The sequence below is a fragment of the Hasllibacter sp. MH4015 genome (assembly GCF_020177575.1).
GTDB lineage: Bacteria > Pseudomonadota > Alphaproteobacteria > Rhodobacterales > Rhodobacteraceae > Gymnodinialimonas.
This window is the reverse complement of the sequence record NZ_JAHTBK010000001.1, coordinates 396,325-414,843: the sequence shown is the minus strand read 5'-3', so window position 1 is coordinate 414,843 and position 18,519 is coordinate 396,325. Positions and strand designations below refer to the sequence as shown.

Below are 18,519 nucleotides of genomic sequence, written 5' to 3'. Positions count from 1 at the left end.
GCCGGGCCGCGCGCCGGATCATAGCTTCCCCATGACCGCCAAGCTGATCCCGCCGAATGCCCGCACGGCGATTGCCTTCATGGTGATCGCCACCGCCTTCATCGCGGCCACGACCCTTCTGGCAAAGGCCCTGGGGACGGAAGCGTTGGGCCCGGCGCTGCATCCGCTTCAGGTCAGCTTCGGGCGCTTCCTGTTCGCGTGGCTCACCATTGTCGCGATTGTCGCCGCCCTGTGTCCGCGCCTGACGCGGCCCCATATCGGTTTGCATGTCGGGCGCACGCTTTGCGGCTTCACGGGCGTGACACTGATGTTCGCCGCCGCCGCCGCGATCCCGCTGGCCGATGCCACGGCGATCAGCTTCCTGAACCCCGTCTTCGGCATGATCCTCGCCATCCCGCTTCTGGGGGAGCGGGTGGGAAAGTGGCGTTGGCTGGCCACCGCAATCGCATTCGCCGGGGCGCTAATCCTGATCCGACCAGGCGCGGGCGCGGCGCAAGTGGGCGCACTGCTCGCGCTGGGAGCAGCACTGGCGCTGGGATTGGAGCTGACCTTCATCAAGCGGCTGTCGGGACGCGAACGACCGATCCAGATCCTGCTCGTGAACAACAGCCTTGGCCTTGTGATTGCAAGCGTTGCGGTGATCGCCGTGTGGCAGGCACCGACACAGGCGCAATGGATGGGGCTGATCGCTTTGGGGGTCACGATGGCCGCAGCGCAGGGCTGCTTCGTGAACGCGATGGCGCGGGCGGATGCGAGCTTCGTCACGCCGTTTTCCTACCTCACGCTGGTCTTCGCCGCGGGTTTCGATTTCGCCGTCTTCGGGGTCACACCGACCGGCTTGTCGCTTCTGGGGGCCGCCATCATCATCGCGGGCGCGGCCCTTCTGGCCTGGCGAGAGGCACGGGCGCGCGGACCTCTCACCTGAGGCAGGCCTCGCCTTTCCAAGCCCGGCCTTGCGCCCGCGCGCGCGGCCCCTAGAATAGGGCTTTCAATTACGCGCTCCGCCCCCCATATAGCCGGGCTGAGACCAAGCGCGCCCCGCGCGCGGAGTGACGACAATCGGAAGGGTGCCATCCATGTCCTGGACCGACGAACGGGTCGAGTTGTTGAAGAAGATGTGGGGGGAGGGTCAATCCGCCAGCCAGATCGCCAAGGAATTGGGCGGCGTGACGCGCAACGCCGTGATCGGCAAGGTGCATCGCCTGGGCCTGTCCAACCGCTCAGGCGGCGGGGGCACATCGGCCCCGTCGAAACCAGCGGCAGCAACCAAGGCCGAAGCCCCGGCCACCAACAAGGCCGACGCGCCTGCCGCGAAACCGGCGACCGCGAAAAAGGCCGCAGAGGCGCCCGCCGCCGTGCCCGCCGCACGTCCCTCGAACGTGACCCCCCTGCGCAAACCCATCGCACCTGCGGGCCAGCCCCTGCCGCCGCAGCCGTCGGCCAACGAGATCAGCCCCGAGGCGCTCGCCAAGGTCAACGAGGTGGAGAAGCACGCCAAGAAGATCAGCCTGATGGAGCTGACCGAACGGGTGTGTAAATGGCCCATCGGCGATCCGGCGACCGAGGATTTCTATTTCTGCGGCCTGCCTGTGCAACAGGGCAAACCCTATTGCGAGGCCCATGTGGGCGTGGCGTTCCAGCCGATGTCCTCGCGCCGGGACCGACGCCGCTGACGTCTTGGGCGTTGCAGTTGCCGACCGATCACGGGTGAGCATGCAATACTGGCCCGTAACCAGCTGAATCCCATGGTATTCATGTTCCCATGGGATCGGCTTCCTGGCGCAATCGGCCCTAGCCAGCCCCCTTAGACCAGCACCAACCGCCTACCGGCAATGGCGGGCGACCTCGCGCTGGCGCAATCCGGTTTCAACCAACATGCAGCGGTTCCGCGCTTCGTAATAATAGCCGCGCGCGTACCACATCACGGCCGCGTCGATATCCCCGTCGCTGACCAGCCACGCCCCCCGCAGGTATCGCCCCGCATATTCAAGGTTCGTGCGGGCATCCAGCAGGTCGTTCGGTGTACCCTCGAACCCCATCCCCCGCGCGGTTTCCGGCAGGATCTGCATCAGACCGTAATAGGGGCCATTGCGCGCATCGGCGCGATAATCGCTTTCGCGCTGGATCACGCGGTGCAGAAGGGCCGTGGGGATGTCGTGCCGGGTGGCGTATTCGTTGACGAGCACGCGCATCTGCGCCGTTTCTCCGGGATAAAGGGCGGGCTGGCCCGCGGGGATACCGCGCTCCCCCTGGCTTCCGAAGCCAAGGATACCGCCGCCCCCGCCGCCACATCCCGCCAGCACGCCACACAGGGCAAGGGCCAAAAGATTGCGCATTCCGATTGTCATCAATTCACATCCTCAGTCTCAGGGCCGTCCGCCCCCGTGTCTTCCGCCTCCGGCAGGGTAAGCTCGAATGGCGCCGGTTCCTCCGCCAATGCTTCAAGCGCCTGCCATGGGCGGTTTTCGCGTGCCGCCGTCGCGGTCTCTTCCATGCGTGCCAGGGCGGCCGGGTCCGGCCCGACCTCCGGATTTGCCCACGGCCCTTCGATCAGGAGTGGTATGGCGCTTTCGCCGGGCGTCATGCGGAACGTGAGCGTGCGCGTCAACAGGTCCGCACGCCCCGCACCGTCCACATTGCCCCACGGCGCGAAGATCACCACTTCATCGCTCAACACCACACCCTCCCGCACGCGGAAATCCGCCATGATGCGATCAAAGATCTGCGCGCCGTCCCCAACCTCCGCCAGGGCGGCGATCGGCAGGTTGCCGGCACCAAGGGTCAGATCACCCTCTGCCTCCAGCCCGTCCACGATGGTGCGCATGTCGTCGCCAACGCCCAGGAATTCGACGCTGACCGATCCGGCGCCCTCGACCCCCTCGACCCCCGCAAGGTCCAACAGGGCCGCGCCCATATCTGCATTGGCGAAGATCAGGTCGCCCCCCACCGACAGACCGCCGCGCCCGTTGACCACGAATTCCCCCGCCACCAGCCCGCCATAGGCGCGCAAACCAGCAATATCGAAAACCAACCGACCACGATCGAGCGTTGCGCGCAGATCGACCTCCGACAGGGTCGTGCCACCAAGATCAAGCGTATCGGCCCGGATGGTCAGGTCGGCATCCGTGGCGAACAAGCCCGACACGTCCAGCATCCGATCCGACCATGCGCCGTCGTCCAGAAGCGCCAGACCCGGCAGCGCGACCACACCACCCGTCACCGTACCGCGCAGCATCGGGCGATCTTCTCCGGCCTCGCGATCGAGGGCGATGTTCAACTCCGTCTCGTCAAGCCGCAACACCCCGTCGCGCAGGTGGATTGTTCCGTCGGGGGTGAACGTCATCTCCCCCGTCACACCGATATGGTCGCGCCCCAACCGGTCGGGCAGGTCCGGCATCACGAGACCGAGGGCGGTGATGAGCTGGCCAAGATCCGGCGCGTCCAGATCGACCTGCCCCTCCACCAGCCCCTCAAGGGCCGCGCGACCGTCGAATGTCACGTCACCGCCGGGCCAGACAAGGTCCGCGCGCAAAGGCTGGCTTTCCCCGTCCATCAGCTCCGCGATCCCGGCCAGGGTCGCCGTCACCTCAAGCGGCACGTTGCCCAAGCGGCCCCTGGCCACGATGCTTGCCGCGCCACCAGCCTCCGGCAACGCGATGATGGCGGTGTCGAGCGCGCCCCTCCACCGCTGATCGCGCTGTTGATCCACGAAAAGCAACCGGCTTCGGGAAATCTCCGCCCGGTCGAAGGCGAGCCACAGGGCCGTGGGCGTCAGGCCGTTCCCGTTCCACGACACACGCCCGTCCGCGCCGCGCACAAAGCGAAGGTTCGCGCCGGCAAGCTCAAGACTTTGCACATGGACATCGCCGGAAAATAGCGCCCCCCACGTCAGGTCGATCCGCGCCTCGTCGGCTGCGATCATCGGCGCGGGCCCGGCCCAGTCGGGATTCGCGACGCGCAAATCCCGCGCCAGAACGCTCAAGGTCGGCCACAACGTCACGCGCACGGGGCCGTCAATGCGCACGTCGCGCCCGGTGATCTCCGACAGGCGCTCCGTGACGCTTTGGGCCACGCGCTCGGTCGGCAGGAACAGGAACACCCCCGCCACGAGGGCGACCAGCACGATCAGTGCCCCGGTCAGTCGCAAGATCCATCGCATGAAACGGCCCATTCGCGTCACGTTCGGCCCCAACCTATCCGCCCCTCCGCGCCGCGCCCATCCCTTCCGTGCGCGCCCGTGCGAGGTTTCGCCGATGGTTTCCCTTGATCCGCCGCCCGCATCCGCACACCCTGAACCGAAATGGGGGAATGGTGATGGCCGCGAAGACTGACGATTACATGGCGATGAAACGTGCGGGCTATTACAGTCGGGCCACGATCGGCGCACGGCATGTGATGGACGGTGCGGTGGGCCTCATCCTCGATGCGCTGGACCGCCAGCCGCCGCGCCATAACGACATCTTCACCATGACCGATATGGGCTGCGCCGATGGCGGCACATCCCTCGGGCTTGTGGGGGACGTATTGGGACGGGTGCGCGACCATGAACCCGACATACTGCTGCGCATGGTCTATGCCGATCTGCCCCGAACGGACTTTTCGACCCTCTTTCAGATCGTCCATGGCATGACGGAAATGGAAAGCTACGCGGGCCGCTTCAGCGACCTGCATATCCACGCGTCGGCCACGTCCTTTCACAAGCAGATCGTTCCGGCGGGCACCCTCGATCTCGGGTTCTCCGCAACCGCCAGCCATTACATCGCCGACGTCCCCTGCGACATCCCCGATCACCTGCACATGGTCCGCGCCGAAGGCGACGTGCGGGCGGCGTTTCAGGCCCAGGGCGCGCGGGATTGGGAGAACTTCCTGATGATGCGCGCGCGTGAATTACGCTCCGGCGGGGTGCTTGCGCTGTTCAATTTCGGGATCGACGAGAACGGGTATTGGCTTGGCGATACCGGCGGCGTGTCCATGCACGACACATTCGCGGAATTGTGGGCCGAGATGGTCAAGGACGGCACGATCACCCAAGCCGAATTCGAGGCGACGAACTTCCCGCAGGTCTATCGCACCGTAGAGGAATTCCGCGCACCGTTGGACGGCGGGCCGGTGGCCGATGCCGGCCTGCGCCTTGAGCATCTGGAGACCCGCGTGGTTCCCTGCCCCTTTGCCGCCGCCTTCGCGGATCACGGCGATGCGGCGCGGTTCGCGCGGGACTACGTCCCCACCTTGCGCAGCTGGTCAGAGCCTGTGTTTCTCAAAGGATTGGACAGCACGCGCCCGACGGAGGAGCGGGCGGCCATCGTCGACGCTTTCTACGACAGATACGTGGCGCGCGTGGCCGAACACCCGGACGGGCACGCGATGGATTACGTCCATTGCTACATGATCTGCCGCAAGGCCTGAGCGACCCGAGATTGCCCCTTTCCCAAGCGGGCCTGCGCGGGTAGCAAGCGCCATGGCAGACAATCCCCCGAACCTTCGCCCCGATCTGGCCCGCGCCCAGGTCCCCGATGCCGCCCGCCCCGGCCAGCCGAAGATCGGCATGGTGTCGCTTGGATGTCCAAAGGCGCTGGTGGATTCGGAGCGCATTCTGACCCGGCTGCGGGCGGAGGGATACGCGATCAGTCCCGATTACGAGGGGGCCGAAGCGGTGATCGTGAACACGTGCGGGTTCCTCGACAGCGCCAAGGCCGAGAGCCTTGAAGCGATCGGCGAGGCGCTGGATGCCAATAGCCGGGTCATCGTCACCGGCTGCTTGGGCGCGGAGCCGGATTACATCACCGGCGCCCATCCCAAGGTGCTGGCTGTGACCGGCCCCCAACAATATGAACAGGTGCTTGACGCGGTTCACGCCGCCGTCCCGCCTGCGCCCGATCCGTTCATCGACCTTTTGCCGCCCGCGGGCGTGAAACTGACGCCTCGGCATTACGCGTATCTCAAGATTGCCGAGGGCTGCGATCACAAGTGCAAATTCTGCATCATCCCCGACATGCGCGGAAAGCTGGCAAGCCGCCCGCAAGCCGCCGTGCTGCGCGAGGCCGAAAAGCTGGTCGAAGCGGGCGTAAAAGAGATCCTCGTGATCTCTCAAGACACGTCCGCCTATGGCACCGATTGGAAGGGGCGGGAGGACAAGTTTCCGATCCTCAACCTATCCCGGGATTTATCCACAATGGGCGCCTGGGTGCGGCTGCATTATGTCTACCCCTATCCCCATGTGCGCGATCTGATCCCGATCATGGCCGACCCGGCGAATGGACTGCTCCCCTACCTCGATATTCCCTTTCAGCACGCCCATCCCGACACGCTGCGCCGGATGGCGAGGCCCGCCGCCGCGTCCCGGACATTGGATGAAATCGCGGCCTGGCGGCGCGACTGCCCGGAGATCGTGCTGCGCTCCACCTTCATCGTCGGCTATCCGGGAGAGACGGAAGCGGAATTCCAGACGCTTCTGGATTGGATGGACGAGGCACAATTGGACCGTGTCGGGTGCTTCCAATATGAAAACGTCGACGGCGCGCGGTCCAACGGGTTGCCGGATCACGTGCCGGATGAGGTCAAACAGGACCGCTGGACCCGTTTCATGGAAAAGGCGCAAGCGATCTCGGAGGCCAAGCTGGCTGCGAAGGTCGGCACGCGCCAGCAGGTGTTGGTCGATGCGGTCGATGCGGACGGCGCCACATGCCGCACAATCGCCGACGCGCCGGAAATCGACGGAAACCTCTTTATTGACGAGGGGTTCGAGGGGCTTGCCCCAGGCGACATGGTGAGTGTCGAGGTGGACGAGGCCAGCGATTACGACCTGTGGGGACGGATCGTGCCCTAACGCTCCGTCCGGCTAAGCAGTTCCAGGCCCGTGCCATCGGCCCAGGTTCCATGCAACTCCCCGTCCGGCATGACGATGTAGAACGCCCGATCATCGGCTCCCCACTCCACGGTCAGGACATCCCCGCTCAGGATGCCGACGCCGGAATATTCGCTTCCGACAGACCATTCGACGGTGACCGTGCCATTACCATTGTCGATAATTTCCACCGTCCCGGAATAGGCGGAGCCGTCGGGGTTGCGTCCGTAGGCATAGAAATCGCCCATGATATCGGCGAAGGCGGCAACGGTACTGGCAAGAATGACACCGGCAGCGATAGACGTGCGGAAGAGCGTGGGGAACATCGGGTTTCCAATTCTGAATGCAAATAATCTGCGCCACCCTGCGCGGCGGGCGCGGGGGCGTCAATTCCGGCAATCCTCCAGTTTCGGTTATTTCTCCAGATAGGTACGCACGCAGGTTGTGGCATCGCGAAGCCGCTCGTCGCCCGGACGTTTGCCCCCTTGCACGCGCGTCACGATCACCAGATGATCGCGTCTTCCCGCCCGCTCCAGCATCTAAGAGTCGAGTGTCCCGGCCCCGTCCTCCACGTGTCGGAGCGGTCAGCGCCCTCCGCCCGCTCACCCACGCATTCGGAGCGGCGATCGCAGACGACGCCTTCGATCTGCCTCAAGGCGACGGGCCGCGCTGGTCCCGCATCAACAGAATTCTGCCGCCGCGCGCCGCACGATCTCCACCCTTCGGGCGTTGGGAGGGTGAGTGCTGAGGATATCCGCCTCCGGGTCGGGGAGTTGCGTGAAGAACCGTGCGCCGACAATCGCGTCGTATCCGGCCGCGCATCCGATCAGGGTGCCAAGCGCGTCGGCCTCCAATTCCGCCGCCTGTCCGAAGCGCCGTGCCCCGACAAGCGCGCCGAGATTCGCAGCCTCGATGACCTGGGCGCGACTGAAGCCTTGTTGTTGTGCATTGGCCCCGAAGATCTGCGCGCCGGCCTGCGCCGCGGCCTGCTGCGCCGCGATATGCTGCGCGATGTGATGCGCGGCCTCGTGGCCAATGACGAAGGCCAGCTCATCATCGTTGCGCACGGCCCGGATCAACCCGACGGTCAGGATGATGACGGGCCGCCCGCTTTCGGGGTCGATTGTCTGAAACGCATTGACGCCCAGGCGCGGGTCGCGATTGACGAATATGTTGAAATCGCAGTTCTGCTGCGGTGTCTCGGCCCGGCAGACGGCCTCGGCCACCGGCTCGATCCGGCGCGTGACTTCAATGGCGCGTGCAACCGAGACCGGAACCGCCGTGGGTGCGGCATTATCGGGGGCCGGTGCCGCGGTCGGTTGGGGCGCGACGCAGGCCCCCAACGAGAAAGCGGTAATCAAAGCGAGTGGGATGCGCATCTGGCCCTCCGGTCGTCCGTCAGCCTTGCACCGTAATGCAGGTGGCAACGGGGTCCAGTCCGATCACGCGCTTGTGGGGACGCGCCGCAGGTCGGCAGGCTCTTGGCAAGCCCGCGACACGGGCCTAGCGTGGCCCCATGTTTACCATCGAGCATGAATTCGACGCCACCATCGTAACCCTGGTGGACGAGGGTGCGCGCCCGTTGGTGGAGGATGTGATCCTGTCCGCCTTCGACGAGTGTGTGACCTTGCAACAGGCCGATCCACGCACGGACCAGATGCGTACGATCACGTTGTCCATGGCGCAGGTGCGCGACCTGGCCGCCGCCCTCGACCTGCCGGAAGGGGCCTATCAGTTGCGCGACGGGTAGGTCGCGCGCCTTGCGCTTGCAACCGCTCCTCTGAATACTCCCCGGACAAGGGGAGGATCGCGCCATGACAACGGGCTTTTTCTGGGACGAGCGTTGCCTGTGGCACAGCGGAGGCAATTACTCGGGGCTCTTGCAGGTGGGGGGACTGGTCCAACCGGGCGGGAGCCTGCCCGACAACCCCGAAACCAAGCGTCGCATCGTGAACCTTCTGCATGTCACCGGCCTCTGGTCGGAATTGGCCACCACATCGGCGCCCGCCGCCACGCAAGACGATATCCTGCGCGTCCATCCCGAAAGCTACGTCCGGCAGTTTCAGGAGATGTCGGAAAACGGGGGCGGCGAATTGGGCCTGCGCACGCCGTTTGGTCCCGGAGGATACGAGATCGCCGCGATCTCCGCCGGGTTGGCCAAGGCGGCGCTCGCTGCCACGCTCAACGGCACCTGCCAGAATGCCTACGCCCTGTCGCGTCCGCCGGGCCACCATTGCCTGCCGGATTTTCCCAACGGCTTCTGCCTGCTCGCCAACCTTGCCATCGCGGTGGAGGCCGCCCGCGCCGATAATCTGACGGAGCGGGTCGCGATCATCGACTGGGACGTGCATCACGGCAACGGGACGGAGGCGATTTTCTTCGACCGCGCCGATACGCTGACGATCTCCGTCCATCAGGAGCGGAACTATCCCCTCGACACCGGCGATTTCGAGGATCGCGGATCGGGCGCTGGTGCGGGCTTCAACCTCAATATTCCCCTGCCCCCCGGCACGGGCCATGTGGGATACCTGGAAGCGTTCGAACGGCTGGTTATGCCCGCCCTGCAAGGCTTCCAACCCGATGCCATCGTCATCGCCTGCGGGTTCGACGCGGGCCTTGTCGATCCGCTTAGCCGGATGATCGCCTCTGCCGACACGTTCCGCGCGATGACGGAGATGGTGATGGAGGCCGCGGACGATCTGTGCGGCGGGCGGCTGATGATGGCCCATGAAGGCGGCTATGCGGCCGAACACGTCCCCTTCCTCGCCCATGCCGTGCTGGAGGCGATGTCGGGAAGCGACATCCACGCGCCCGACCCGTTTCAGTTGAAATTCGAGGGGCAGCAACCCTCCGACCGCTTCAACCGCTATGTCAGCCAGTTGATCGCCGAAATGGAGGAGGCGTTGGGCTACTGAGCCTTCACGACCCGTCCTTCGCCGCCTCGGCCACCTTATGCGCGACGCGGCTCATCATATCGACGAAGGCGGCACGCTCTCCCTTCGACAGGGCCGACAGCATCAACTCCATGTTGCGCAGGTCTTGCCTCCGAATTGCGCGGAACAGGTCTTCGCCCTCTGCGGACAACGACAATGCGACGGCCCGGCCATCCTCGGGATGCGCGGTCTTCTCGATAAGGCCCCGCGAAGCGAGGCGCGCGATCAAGCTCGACGCTGTTGTCGGACGGAGCCCCAGGAACGTCGCAAGATCCGACGCCTTGGCCCCGGGATGCTGCGCCACATAGCCCATCGCCGCGAATACGTGCGGGGAATAGGAGATCCGGCCCTCCGCGATCGGGAAAGCGCGTTCATTGACGTGGAATTCCCTCAACAAGGTGCCCACGGCCAGAAGCAAGGCATCGGCGTCGTCCATGCCCACTATCTGACCCATGCCACTTGACCGGGCAAGACCTGCACCCATTTAGTACGATACTCGCATTACTTACTGCGACAGTCGTCATAAATGGAGATCGCCATGCGCCTTGCCCTCATCCTCGTTCCGCTGATCCTTATCGCGGCGCTGGCATTGCCCGTTCTGTTGCCGCGCGGCGACGGGCCGCCGCCGCTGCGCGATGCTTCATCCTACCTCACGACCACACAAACCGAGATCTTCAACGGCCCACCCGCCGCGGTGATCGAGGCGCTCCAATCCCCGGAAACCGGCGTGCTCGCCTTCGTTACGCCAACCGACCGCATTCCGGCCATTGCCGCGCTCGTGCCCCTGGAGGGCGCGTTTCCGAACGAAGGCGCGGTTCGGCGGGTTGAGCTTGCGACCGGCGACCAGGTCACGGAACGGGTATTGACGAACAATGCGCGTGCATTTGCGTATCAAATCTGGGGCTTCACTGCCGCCAATGCCCGGCCCATAGATCACATTCGCGGGCAATTCACGTATTCGGATCTTGGCGACGGCCGGACGGAAGTCCGGTGGGATTACGCCGTCGCACCGCGCGTCTTCTGGGCCAGGCCGTTCGTGCAGGCGTTCCTCGACAATGATTTTGCACCTTTCATGGCCGCCGGCCTGACCGGAGCGGCCGCCGCATTCAACGCCGCCCCGCGTTGACTTCCCGGCCTGCGCGCGCCACGTTGCGCGCGGATTTCAATTGCGGGGAAACGACGGATGAAAAAGGTCTATGGCTCGGCTCAGGAAGCCCTCGATGGCGTCCTTTTCGACGGTATGCTGATCGCGGCGGGCGGCTTTGGTCTTTGCGGCATTCCCGAGCTTCTGATCGACGGCATCGTCGCGGCAGGCACGAAAGACATCACTGTCGCTTCCAACAATGCGGGCGTCGACGGCTTCGGCCTCGGCAAATTGCTTGAGACCCGGCAGATCCGGAAAATGATGTCCTCCTATGTCGGTGAGAACAAGGAATTCATGCGCCAGTATCTCGGTGGCGAGTTGGAGCTGGAATTCAACCCGCAAGGCACGCTGGCCGAACGCATGCGCGCGGGCGGTGCGGGTATCCCCGGCTTCTACACCAAGACCGGCGTCGGCACCGTCATTGCCGAGGGCAAGGAAGTGAAGGAATTCGATGGAGAGGAATATATCCTCGAACGCGGCATCTTTGCCGACCTGTCCATCGTGAAGGCTTGGAAGGCCGATGCCACGGGCAACGCGGTCTTCCGCAAGACCGCGCGCAACTTCAACCCGCCCGCGGCTATGTGCGGCAAGGTCTGTATCCTCGAGGTCGAGGAAATCGTGGAAACCGGCTCCCTCGACGGTGACGCCATCCACCTGCCCGGCATCTATGTCCACCGCCTGATCCAGGGTGAGCACGAGAAGCGGATCGAGCAGCGGACCACGCGGGCGGCCTAGGGCGGGCCGCTTGAGCCCCCGCTCCCCCTATTCCGGCCTGCCGGGGCGCGCGTTCTGGCGCGGCGGCGTGGCGGGGGCGCCGGCCTTCCCGCCCGACATCTATCGCCCCAAGTTCCCCGTCACCAAGGCAACAAACGTCTTCACCGCCGGATCGTGTTTTGCGCAACATGTGGGCGCGGCGATGAAGGCGGCTGGGATAAGCGTGATCGACACCGAACCCGCCGCCCGTGGCCTGCCGCCCGAGACGGCGAAACGCTTCGGCTACGGCGTCTACTCGGCGCGGTTCGGCAATATCTACACGGTCAGGCAATTCCACCAGCTGGTGGAGGAAATCCACGGCGCGCAACCCGCCTTGCCGGTTTGGGAAAAGGACGGCCGGTTCTGGGATGCCCAACGTCCGGGGGTGGAACCTGACGGCCTCGCCTCCGCCGCGCTTGCCACCGAAATGCGCGAACAGCATCTGGGCGCGGTCGCCGATGCGTTACGACAGGCTGATGTGATTGTCTTCACCTTGGGTCTAACAGAGGCGTGGGAGCACAGGGCAACGGGCACCGTTTACCCCACCGCGCCCGGCACCATCGCGGGCACCTACGATCCCGACACCTTCCGTTTCGCGAATTACGGCGTCATCGACATCGTCGAGGATTTCACCGCCCTGCAGGACGCGATTGCACCCCTGAACCCAAACGCCAAGTGGCTCTTGACCGTCTCCCCCGTCCCGCTGGCCGCCACGGCGAGCGATCAGCACGTCCTGCCCGCCACGATGCGTTCCAAATCCGTCCTGCGCACGGTTTGCGATATGCTGTCGGACGGGTCCGGGGATATCGACTATTTCCCGTCCTACGAATTGGTGACGTCCCCGGCGCATCGCCAAAGCCCGTTTGCCGACGACCTCCGCTCCGTCCGGCCTGAGATCGTGGGGCGCATCATGCAAACCTTCCTGTCCGCCCACGGCCTTGCCGATGCAGTCGCAGAGGAAGCATCGACGGATAATGCCGACCCACAGGATGACGCGATCTGCGAGGATATTCTGCTCGATGCCTTCCGCCCGGAGCGTGAGGGATGAAGGTTGCGATTGTCGGCACCTCCAATATCGGTGCGCTGAAATACGCAGCCCCCCGGATCGCCCAGACATTTCCCGATATCGAGGTCACGTTTTTCGGCCTGCCCGGGGGGAAATTCGACAAGACCCGGGTGGATGGCACGATCTTCGGCCCAGACAGGTCCGATCTGCAACTCTATCGCCTGTCCCGCCGCGTGAATGGCGCGCCGCAGATCGACCTGGCGCCGTTCGACCATATCCTCGTGATCGGGGACACCTTTGGACTGCCCGCCTGCCTCTTCACCGCGATCCACTACGACATCGCCGACTGGCCCGCGCGCAACGGTAAACCCCTGATGTCGGAGCCTGCATTTTTGTCCGCCATGGACGAGGCGATCGCCCTTCGCACCGACCATCTGCGCGCGCAATTCGGCGCGCTGCGGCTGCATGCGGCCCTTGCCCCCTATCCCACCACCGGCGTGGTGCCCGAAGGCCCGCACCACCAGCAACCCTATGCCGCTATGGCCACCCATCCCGACGCCGCACGGATCGAGGAGATGTTCCACAACCGCCTGCGTGCCGCGCTCCACGCCCGCGACATCAGCTTCGTGCCGCAACCGCCCGAAACCGTCGCGCAACCCTTCCTGACGAAGGAGCCCTTCGGCATCGGATCACAGGACTTCCGCACCGAAGGTGTCGTGCTCAACGACCACCGCCATATGAACGCCGATTTCGGCACTTCGCTTTTCACGGCCTTTGCGATAGCAATCGGCCAAGCACCGCAGATCTAAGGAGACCTCCCATGTGGGACCGCAACCAAATGGCCGCCCGCGCCGCCCAGGAACTGGAAGACGGTTGGTACGTGAACCTTGGCATCGGCATCCCGACCCTTGTCTCCAACCACATCCCCGAGGGGATCGAAGTGACGCTGCAATCCGAAAACGGCATGCTCGGGATGGGCCCCTTCCCGGTGGAAGGCGAAGAGGATGCGGACCTGATCAACGCGGGCAAGCAGACGATCACTGAACTGCCCCACACGTCCTATTTCGATTCCGCGCAATCCTTTGGCATGATCCGCGGCGGCAAGATCGCCATGGCGATCCTCGGCGCTATGGAAGTGGCGGAAAACGGGGATCTGGCGAACTGGATGATCCCCGGCAAGCTCGTGAAGGGCATGGGCGGCGCGATGGACCTCGTCGCGGGCGTGGGCCGTGTGGTCGTCGTGATGGACCACACCAACAAGCATGGCGACAGCAAGGTGCTCAAGGAATGCACCCTGCCCCTGACCGGCAAGGGCGTTGTTGACCGGATCATCACCAATCTCGGCGTGCTGGACGTGGTCGATGGCGGCCTCAAGATCGTAGAGACGGCGGACGGCGTGTCGGAGGATGACCTGCGCGCCGCCACGCAAGCCACACTTGTCTGAAGCGCAGCCAGACCGCGCGCCGACGGGCACGCTGACACTTCAAACGGTCCCCATGCCCGGCGACACGAATTCGGGCGGGGACGTATTCGGTGGCTGGGTCGTCAGCCAGATGGACATCGCCGCGGGCACGACCGCCACCGACCGCGCCCAGGGCCGCTGCGCCACCATCGCGATCGAGGCATTGCGCTTTCACGCGCCGGTTCTGGTCGGGGATCTGTTTTCCGTGTTCACGGACATAACCCGCACCGGGCGCACCTCTGTCACCATGCATGTGGAAGCCTGGGTCCGCCGCCAACGGACCGGACAGCGTATCCTCGTGACCGAGGGCGATTTCACGTTTGTCGCGATCTCCAGATCCGGTGTGTCGCGCCCGCTTCCGGAAGGGATGGAAAATGTCTGAGATCACGCGAGAGGTCGGAGAGACCAAGGGCCGCTACACGCTCACCATTGATGGGGCGGAGGCGGAGTTGACGTATTCCATCCTATCGCCGCGCACGATCATCGCGGATCACACATACGTCCCGGACGCGCTGCGCGGCACGGGCGCGGGCGTGAAGCTGGCCGAACGGCTGGTGGCCGATGCCCGCGAGGAGGGCGTGAAGATCGTACCACTTTGCCCCTTCGTGAAGGCGCAGGCCGCGAAACACCCGGACTGGTCGGACGTGATCCAGAAATAGGGTCCCGCCTATTCCATGACTCCGAAGACGCACCCGTCCGACACAAGGTCCGGCGGGGTCAGGCACAAGCCGCGCGCAAGCGCCCAGGCCGCAAGCACCCGCGGCACATAGGTCCGCGTCTCATCGTAATTCGGAACACCGCCCGCGCGCGTCACGGCCCCCTCCCCCGCATTGTAGGCCGCGAGGACAAGGATCGGGTCGCGGTCGAATTCGTCCATCAACCAATCAAGGTAGGCCACGCCGCCTTCGATATTCTGGACCGGGTCCATCGCGTCCTCCACACCGAAGCGTTCCGCGGTCGCGGGGATCAACTGCATCAGGCCCTGCGCCCCGGCACCGCTGATGGCATCGGCCCGGCCCGCGCTTTCCGCGGCAATGACCGCCAGCGCGAATGCGGGGGAGATATCGGTGCCGATGGTCGCGGCCAGGATGTCGCGCCCGTGGGCGGCGGCGATGCGTGTCACGGTATCGAGCCTCGGCGCACCCAGGCCGGCGGCCTCCGGCGCCGCGCTGATATGCTCTTGCGCGGCCCAGAAGCGCGCGGGGTCCGCGGGCATCTGCGCGGAGACGGTGGACCAGAACCACCCCGACGCGCTGTCATTATCCAAGACGTCTGCCACGACGGCCGCGACGTCTGCTGGCACGGCCGGGTCCGACCCGGCCCGGTCGCGGCCCGCCTGGCGTTCCATGTCATCGGCGGTGACCTGAATGTTGATGCGCGGCCCGTCATCACCCGCACGGGGGACGCCGACGAACCGGATACCCGTCTCCTGCGCGGCCAGTGGCCACGCCGTCAAAGCGGCCAAAAGCACCGCCCTATAGATCACATGGTCCATGGATCACCTGTCATTACTGCGCCTTGGTTCAGCATCCGCGGTCTATGCCGCCTTGTTTTGTTGAACCTTGCGGAAGAATGCCCGCCCGGCGGCCACAAAACAACCCGCTAGAATTCGCACAAAGTTCTTTGGACCGCCCCAATCGCGCCCCGATTGGCCGCCATACCTTTCCTTGTCACAGGGACACGGGGTCAGGAACGACCTCGCCCCGGACACCTGGAAACGAACCTGAACACGACATGTTAAACTGGAGATACTGACATGAACCTCGCAAACTTCATCAAATCCGAATCCGGCGCCGTCACGGTTGACTGGGTTGTTCTGACCGCCGCCCTCGTGGGCCTGGGCCTGGCCGTTATGTCGGTCGTGTCCGGCGGTGTTGAGAACCTGTCCACCGACATCGGTCAGTCGCTGGCCGACACCGATCCGCTGACGGATCCGTTCGCCAACAACACGGTCTTCACCGACACGGTCACGCCGACCCCCTAATCCTCCCGGCCTTCATTGGCCAAGGATCGAGCCGCCGCGCCCCGCAACGGGCGCGGCGGTTTTCGTTTGAGGCGGCGCTCCGTTCGGTCGGGAGCGTGTCGGGCCGGAAATTCGGACAGGCCTCGCCCAGCAGCAAACGCGACCGATACCGGACCCGACTTCGGCACCCATCGCGCCGCGCGCGTTCCTCGGCGAAACGTCTTGCTGGAACGGCGTTACGACGTCTGCCGTTCGTGACGGGCCCGAGAAACCCGCGATCGCAATGGCCACAAAACAACCCGCTAGAATTCGCACAAAGTTCTTTGGACCGCCCCAATCGCGCCCCGATTGGCCGCCATACCTCTCCTTGTCACAGGGACACGGGGTCAGGAACGACCTCGCCCCGGACACCTGGAAACGAACTTGAACACGACATGTTAAACTGGAGATACTGACATGAACCTCGCAAACTTCATCAAATCCGAATCCGGCGCCGTCACGGTTGACTGGGTTGTTCTGACCGCCGCCCTCGTGGGCCTGGGCCTGGCCGTTATGTCGGTCGTGTCCGGCGGTGTTGAGAACCTGTCCACCGACATCGGTCAGTCGCTGGCCGACACCGATCCGCTGACGGATCCGTTCGCCAACAACACGGTCTTCACCGACACGGTCACGCCGACCCCCTAATCCTCCCGGCCTTCATTGGCCAAGGATCGAGCCGTCGCGCCCCGCAACGGGCGCGGCGGTTTTCGTTTGAGGCGGCGCAATGCCCGAACACTTCCCCGCCAAATCGATTCAACCTTGATCGAAACGGGCGGTGGCAGACCCCGCATTGCCACATTCCTGCCCCGCCAAGTCGTGAAAACAGCGTCACGCGTCCAAAGAACGCCGGTGCAGAAAGCGCCCCGCCTGATCCCGTCGCGGATCGGCGGATTGTCCCATTCAAACAAATACAAGGGGGTCCAATCATGGCTCTGTCTCACTTCAAAAACTTCCTGTCGGACGAATCCGGCGCCGTTACCGTCGACTGGGTCGTCCTGACCGCAGCACTTGTCGGCCTGGGTCTGGCGGTGATTTCCGTCGTCTCCGGCGGGGTCGAGAACCTGTCCAACGATATCGGCCAGTCGCTCGCCGACACCGATCCGCTGAACGATCCGTTCGCCAACAACACGGTGTTCACCGACACGGTCGCGCCGACCCCCTGATCCTGTCGGCCCGCACGGGCTCTCCGGATCTCGCCGCCGCGCTCCGAAACCGGGTGCGGCGGCGTCCATTTTGGTCTCCGCCGCCGCTGACTTTCCGCCGGATGACCATGTTTTTGCCCGATTTCCAGGACACAAAGATCGAGTGTAACCAGCTTTGTTGCCGAGATCGTCTCGGCACGAAGGGATTTTTAAGAGGTGGGTGACATGCGTATCGTATTTATCTTGGTTCTGGCCGTTGGCGTCGGTCTGGCAGGCTTTGCCGTGTCGATCGCCAAGGATCGCTTCGACCAATATCAGACGGCCCTGGCCGAGCAGCGCAACGCAATTCTGCCCACGACCCAGGTGGTCGTCGTCAATCGTCAGGTCCGGTATGGCGAGACCCTGACCGAAGATGATGTGAGCCTGATCCGTTGGCCCGCCGAACACGTGCCGTTCGGCGCCTTCACATCCATCGAGGAATTGTTCCCCGAGAATGACGAATTGCGCACCGTGGTGCGGATCATGGAACAGGACGAGCCCGTTCTCCTGGCCAAGGTCACCGCGCCGGGTGAGGATGCGGGCGTCGCTTCCCGCCTGGAAGAGGGCATGCGCGCCCTCGCCCTGCGTGTCGACGTCAGCTCGGGCGTGTCGGGCTTCCTGCGCCCCGGCGACCGCGTCGACATCTACTGGACCGGAACCGGCCGCAGCGGCGAAGGCGTGACGCGCCTGATCCGCGCCAACGTCCAACTCATCGCCGTCGACCAGATCGCGGATGAGCAGCGCAACAACCCCACCATCGCACGCACCATCACCGTCACCGCCCGCCCCGAGGACGTGGCGGCCCTGACCCAGGCGCAGTCGACCGGCTCCCTCACCCTTGCCCTTGTGGGCGTCGGGGACATCACGGAAAGCGAGACGGTCGAGGTGTCCACCAGCGAACTTCTGGGCGATGTCGAAATCATCGCTGAGGGCCCCGAAGTGTGCACCGTGCGCAATCGCCGTGGCGCTGACGTGATCATCACGCAGGTGCCTTGCGTCAACTGAAGGCCCGACCGGCCCAAGTTATCCACAGCACTTATCCACATGATTTCAAACGCGCCCTGACGATTTCGGGGCGCGTTTTTCATGTGGATAAATCACCGACCGTGTTCGATATGGCACATGAGCTTTGGCCCACAACACAATGATTCTTGCCCGAAAAAGTAATTTGAGGCACATTGCGGCCAAGGGCGG

The 18,519-nt window shown here is 64.7% G+C and carries 23 protein-coding genes; 17 read left to right on the top strand and 6 right to left on the bottom strand.

The features are described 5' to 3' along the window. Nucleotides 1-31 precede the first annotated feature (31 nt). Nucleotides 32-925: a DMT family transporter gene (locus KUW62_RS02290; RefSeq protein WP_224813897.1), complete on the top strand. Its 894-nt coding sequence runs from the start codon at nucleotides 32-34 to the stop codon at nucleotides 923-925. Nucleotides 926-1,076: 151 nt separating this feature from the next. Further along, nucleotides 1,077-1,673, top strand: coding sequence for a GcrA family cell cycle regulator (locus KUW62_RS02285; protein WP_224813896.1), 597 nt, complete (start codon nucleotides 1,077-1,079; stop codon nucleotides 1,671-1,673). 150 nt (nucleotides 1,674-1,823) lie between these two features. Here KUW62_RS02285 and KUW62_RS02280 read toward each other — a convergent pair whose 3' ends face one another. Together KUW62_RS02280 and KUW62_RS02275 are read right to left on the bottom strand one after the other, a co-directional pair. After that, nucleotides 1,824-2,348 (bottom strand): transglycosylase SLT domain-containing protein, encoded by a 525-nt coding sequence (locus KUW62_RS02280; RefSeq protein WP_224813895.1) that lies wholly within the window; start codon nucleotides 2,346-2,348, stop codon nucleotides 1,824-1,826. Then, on the bottom strand, nucleotides 2,348-4,159 hold the full coding sequence (locus tag KUW62_RS02275; RefSeq protein ID WP_224813894.1) for an AsmA-like C-terminal region-containing protein: 1,812 nt from the start codon (nucleotides 4,157-4,159) through the stop codon (nucleotides 2,348-2,350). The genes KUW62_RS02280 and KUW62_RS02275 overlap by 1 nt, the downstream gene beginning before the upstream one ends. A gap of 155 nt (nucleotides 4,160-4,314) precedes the next feature. Here KUW62_RS02275 and KUW62_RS02270 point away from each other — a divergent pair, with 155 nt between their 5' ends. Continuing rightward, complete coding sequence (locus tag KUW62_RS02270) at nucleotides 4,315-5,406, top strand: class I SAM-dependent methyltransferase (protein WP_224813893.1); 1,092 nt, start codon at nucleotides 4,315-4,317, stop codon at nucleotides 5,404-5,406. A 52-nt stretch (nucleotides 5,407-5,458) separates the two neighbouring features. Continuing rightward, the gene (gene rimO, locus KUW62_RS02265; protein WP_224813892.1) at nucleotides 5,459-6,826 is read left to right on the top strand and encodes a 30S ribosomal protein S12 methylthiotransferase RimO; all 1,368 of its coding nucleotides are present in this window, start codon (nucleotides 5,459-5,461) and stop codon (nucleotides 6,824-6,826) included. Here the strand turns inward: rimO and KUW62_RS02260 are convergent. Together KUW62_RS02260 and KUW62_RS02255 are read right to left on the bottom strand one after the other, a co-directional pair. Next, entirely contained in the window at nucleotides 6,823-7,170 is a 348-nt protein-coding gene (locus tag KUW62_RS02260) for a hypothetical protein (RefSeq protein WP_224813891.1), read from the bottom strand. The two genes, rimO and KUW62_RS02260, sit on opposite strands and share 4 nt — an antisense overlap. A gap of 354 nt (nucleotides 7,171-7,524) precedes the next feature. Continuing rightward, the gene (locus tag KUW62_RS02255; protein ID WP_224813890.1) at nucleotides 7,525-8,223 is read right to left on the bottom strand and encodes a M48 family metalloprotease; all 699 of its coding nucleotides are present in this window, start codon (nucleotides 8,221-8,223) and stop codon (nucleotides 7,525-7,527) included. A gap of 137 nt (nucleotides 8,224-8,360) precedes the next feature. Here KUW62_RS02255 and KUW62_RS02250 point away from each other — a divergent pair, with 137 nt between their 5' ends. Both KUW62_RS02250 and KUW62_RS02245 read left to right on the top strand, forming a co-directional pair. Further along, nucleotides 8,361-8,594, top strand: coding sequence for a hypothetical protein (locus KUW62_RS02250; RefSeq protein WP_224813889.1), 234 nt, complete (start codon nucleotides 8,361-8,363; stop codon nucleotides 8,592-8,594). 64 nt (nucleotides 8,595-8,658) lie between these two features. Continuing rightward, a complete protein-coding gene (locus tag KUW62_RS02245) occupies nucleotides 8,659-9,759 on the top strand; it encodes a class II histone deacetylase (RefSeq protein ID WP_224813888.1) in 1,101 nt (366 codons plus the stop codon). 4 nt (nucleotides 9,760-9,763) lie between these two features. Here the strand turns inward: KUW62_RS02245 and KUW62_RS02240 are convergent, their stop codons facing one another. Further along, entirely contained in the window at nucleotides 9,764-10,213 is a 450-nt protein-coding gene (locus tag KUW62_RS02240; RefSeq protein WP_224813887.1) for a MarR family winged helix-turn-helix transcriptional regulator, read from the bottom strand. A gap of 102 nt (nucleotides 10,214-10,315) precedes the next feature. Between KUW62_RS02240 and KUW62_RS02235 the strand changes: the two genes are divergently transcribed. The 7 genes from KUW62_RS02235 to KUW62_RS02205 are packed head-to-tail and all read left to right on the top strand — an operon-like array spanning nucleotide 10,316 to nucleotide 14,801. Beyond that, nucleotides 10,316-10,903 carry an SRPBCC family protein gene (locus KUW62_RS02235; protein WP_224813886.1) on the top strand — a complete coding sequence of 196 codons (588 nt, stop codon included), beginning with the start codon at nucleotides 10,316-10,318 and terminating at the stop codon, nucleotides 10,901-10,903. Between the two features lie 57 nt (nucleotides 10,904-10,960). After that, the gene (locus tag KUW62_RS02230) at nucleotides 10,961-11,656 is read left to right on the top strand and encodes a CoA transferase subunit A (RefSeq protein WP_224813885.1); all 696 of its coding nucleotides are present in this window, start codon (nucleotides 10,961-10,963) and stop codon (nucleotides 11,654-11,656) included. 10 nt (nucleotides 11,657-11,666) lie between these two features. Beyond that, nucleotides 11,667-12,722 carry a GSCFA domain-containing protein gene (locus KUW62_RS02225; RefSeq protein WP_224813884.1) on the top strand — a complete coding sequence of 352 codons (1,056 nt, stop codon included), beginning with the start codon at nucleotides 11,667-11,669 and terminating at the stop codon, nucleotides 12,720-12,722. Further along, nucleotides 12,719-13,489, top strand: coding sequence for a hypothetical protein (locus KUW62_RS02220; RefSeq protein WP_224813883.1), 771 nt, complete (start codon nucleotides 12,719-12,721; stop codon nucleotides 13,487-13,489). Before KUW62_RS02225 ends, KUW62_RS02220 begins: the two co-directional genes overlap by 4 nt. Before the next feature lie 11 nt (nucleotides 13,490-13,500). Beyond that, nucleotides 13,501-14,124 carry a 3-oxoacid CoA-transferase subunit B gene (locus tag KUW62_RS02215; protein ID WP_224813882.1) on the top strand — a complete coding sequence of 208 codons (624 nt, stop codon included), beginning with the start codon at nucleotides 13,501-13,503 and terminating at the stop codon, nucleotides 14,122-14,124. A gap of 52 nt (nucleotides 14,125-14,176) precedes the next feature. Then, nucleotides 14,177-14,524, top strand: a complete 348-nt coding sequence (locus tag KUW62_RS02210; protein ID WP_224813881.1) for an acyl-CoA thioesterase — start codon at nucleotides 14,177-14,179, stop codon at nucleotides 14,522-14,524. Next, a complete protein-coding gene (locus tag KUW62_RS02205) occupies nucleotides 14,517-14,801 on the top strand; it encodes a GNAT family N-acetyltransferase (RefSeq protein ID WP_224813880.1) in 285 nt (94 codons plus the stop codon). Before KUW62_RS02210 ends, KUW62_RS02205 begins: the two co-directional genes overlap by 8 nt. 8 nt (nucleotides 14,802-14,809) lie before the next feature. On the opposite strand, the gene KUW62_RS02200 is transcribed toward KUW62_RS02205, so the two are convergent. Continuing rightward, the gene (locus tag KUW62_RS02200; protein ID WP_224813879.1) at nucleotides 14,810-15,637 is read right to left on the bottom strand and encodes a lytic transglycosylase domain-containing protein; all 828 of its coding nucleotides are present in this window, start codon (nucleotides 15,635-15,637) and stop codon (nucleotides 14,810-14,812) included. Between the two features lie 261 nt (nucleotides 15,638-15,898). On the opposite strand from KUW62_RS02200, the gene KUW62_RS02195 reads away from it, so the two are divergent. The 4 genes from KUW62_RS02195 (at nucleotide 15,899) to cpaB (ending at nucleotide 18,330) form a co-directional block, all read left to right on the top strand. Then, entirely contained in the window at nucleotides 15,899-16,126 is a 228-nt protein-coding gene (locus KUW62_RS02195; RefSeq protein ID WP_224813878.1) for a Flp family type IVb pilin, read from the top strand. 435 nt (nucleotides 16,127-16,561) lie between these two features. Next, nucleotides 16,562-16,789, top strand: coding sequence for a Flp family type IVb pilin (locus KUW62_RS02190; RefSeq protein ID WP_224813878.1), 228 nt, complete (start codon nucleotides 16,562-16,564; stop codon nucleotides 16,787-16,789). 281 nt (nucleotides 16,790-17,070) lie between these two features. Next, entirely contained in the window at nucleotides 17,071-17,307 is a 237-nt protein-coding gene (locus tag KUW62_RS02185) for a hypothetical protein (RefSeq protein ID WP_224813877.1), read from the top strand. A gap of 204 nt (nucleotides 17,308-17,511) precedes the next feature. Next, a complete protein-coding gene (cpaB, locus tag KUW62_RS02180) occupies nucleotides 17,512-18,330 on the top strand; it encodes a Flp pilus assembly protein CpaB (RefSeq protein ID WP_224813876.1) in 819 nt (272 codons plus the stop codon). Nucleotides 18,331-18,519 lie beyond the last annotated feature (189 nt).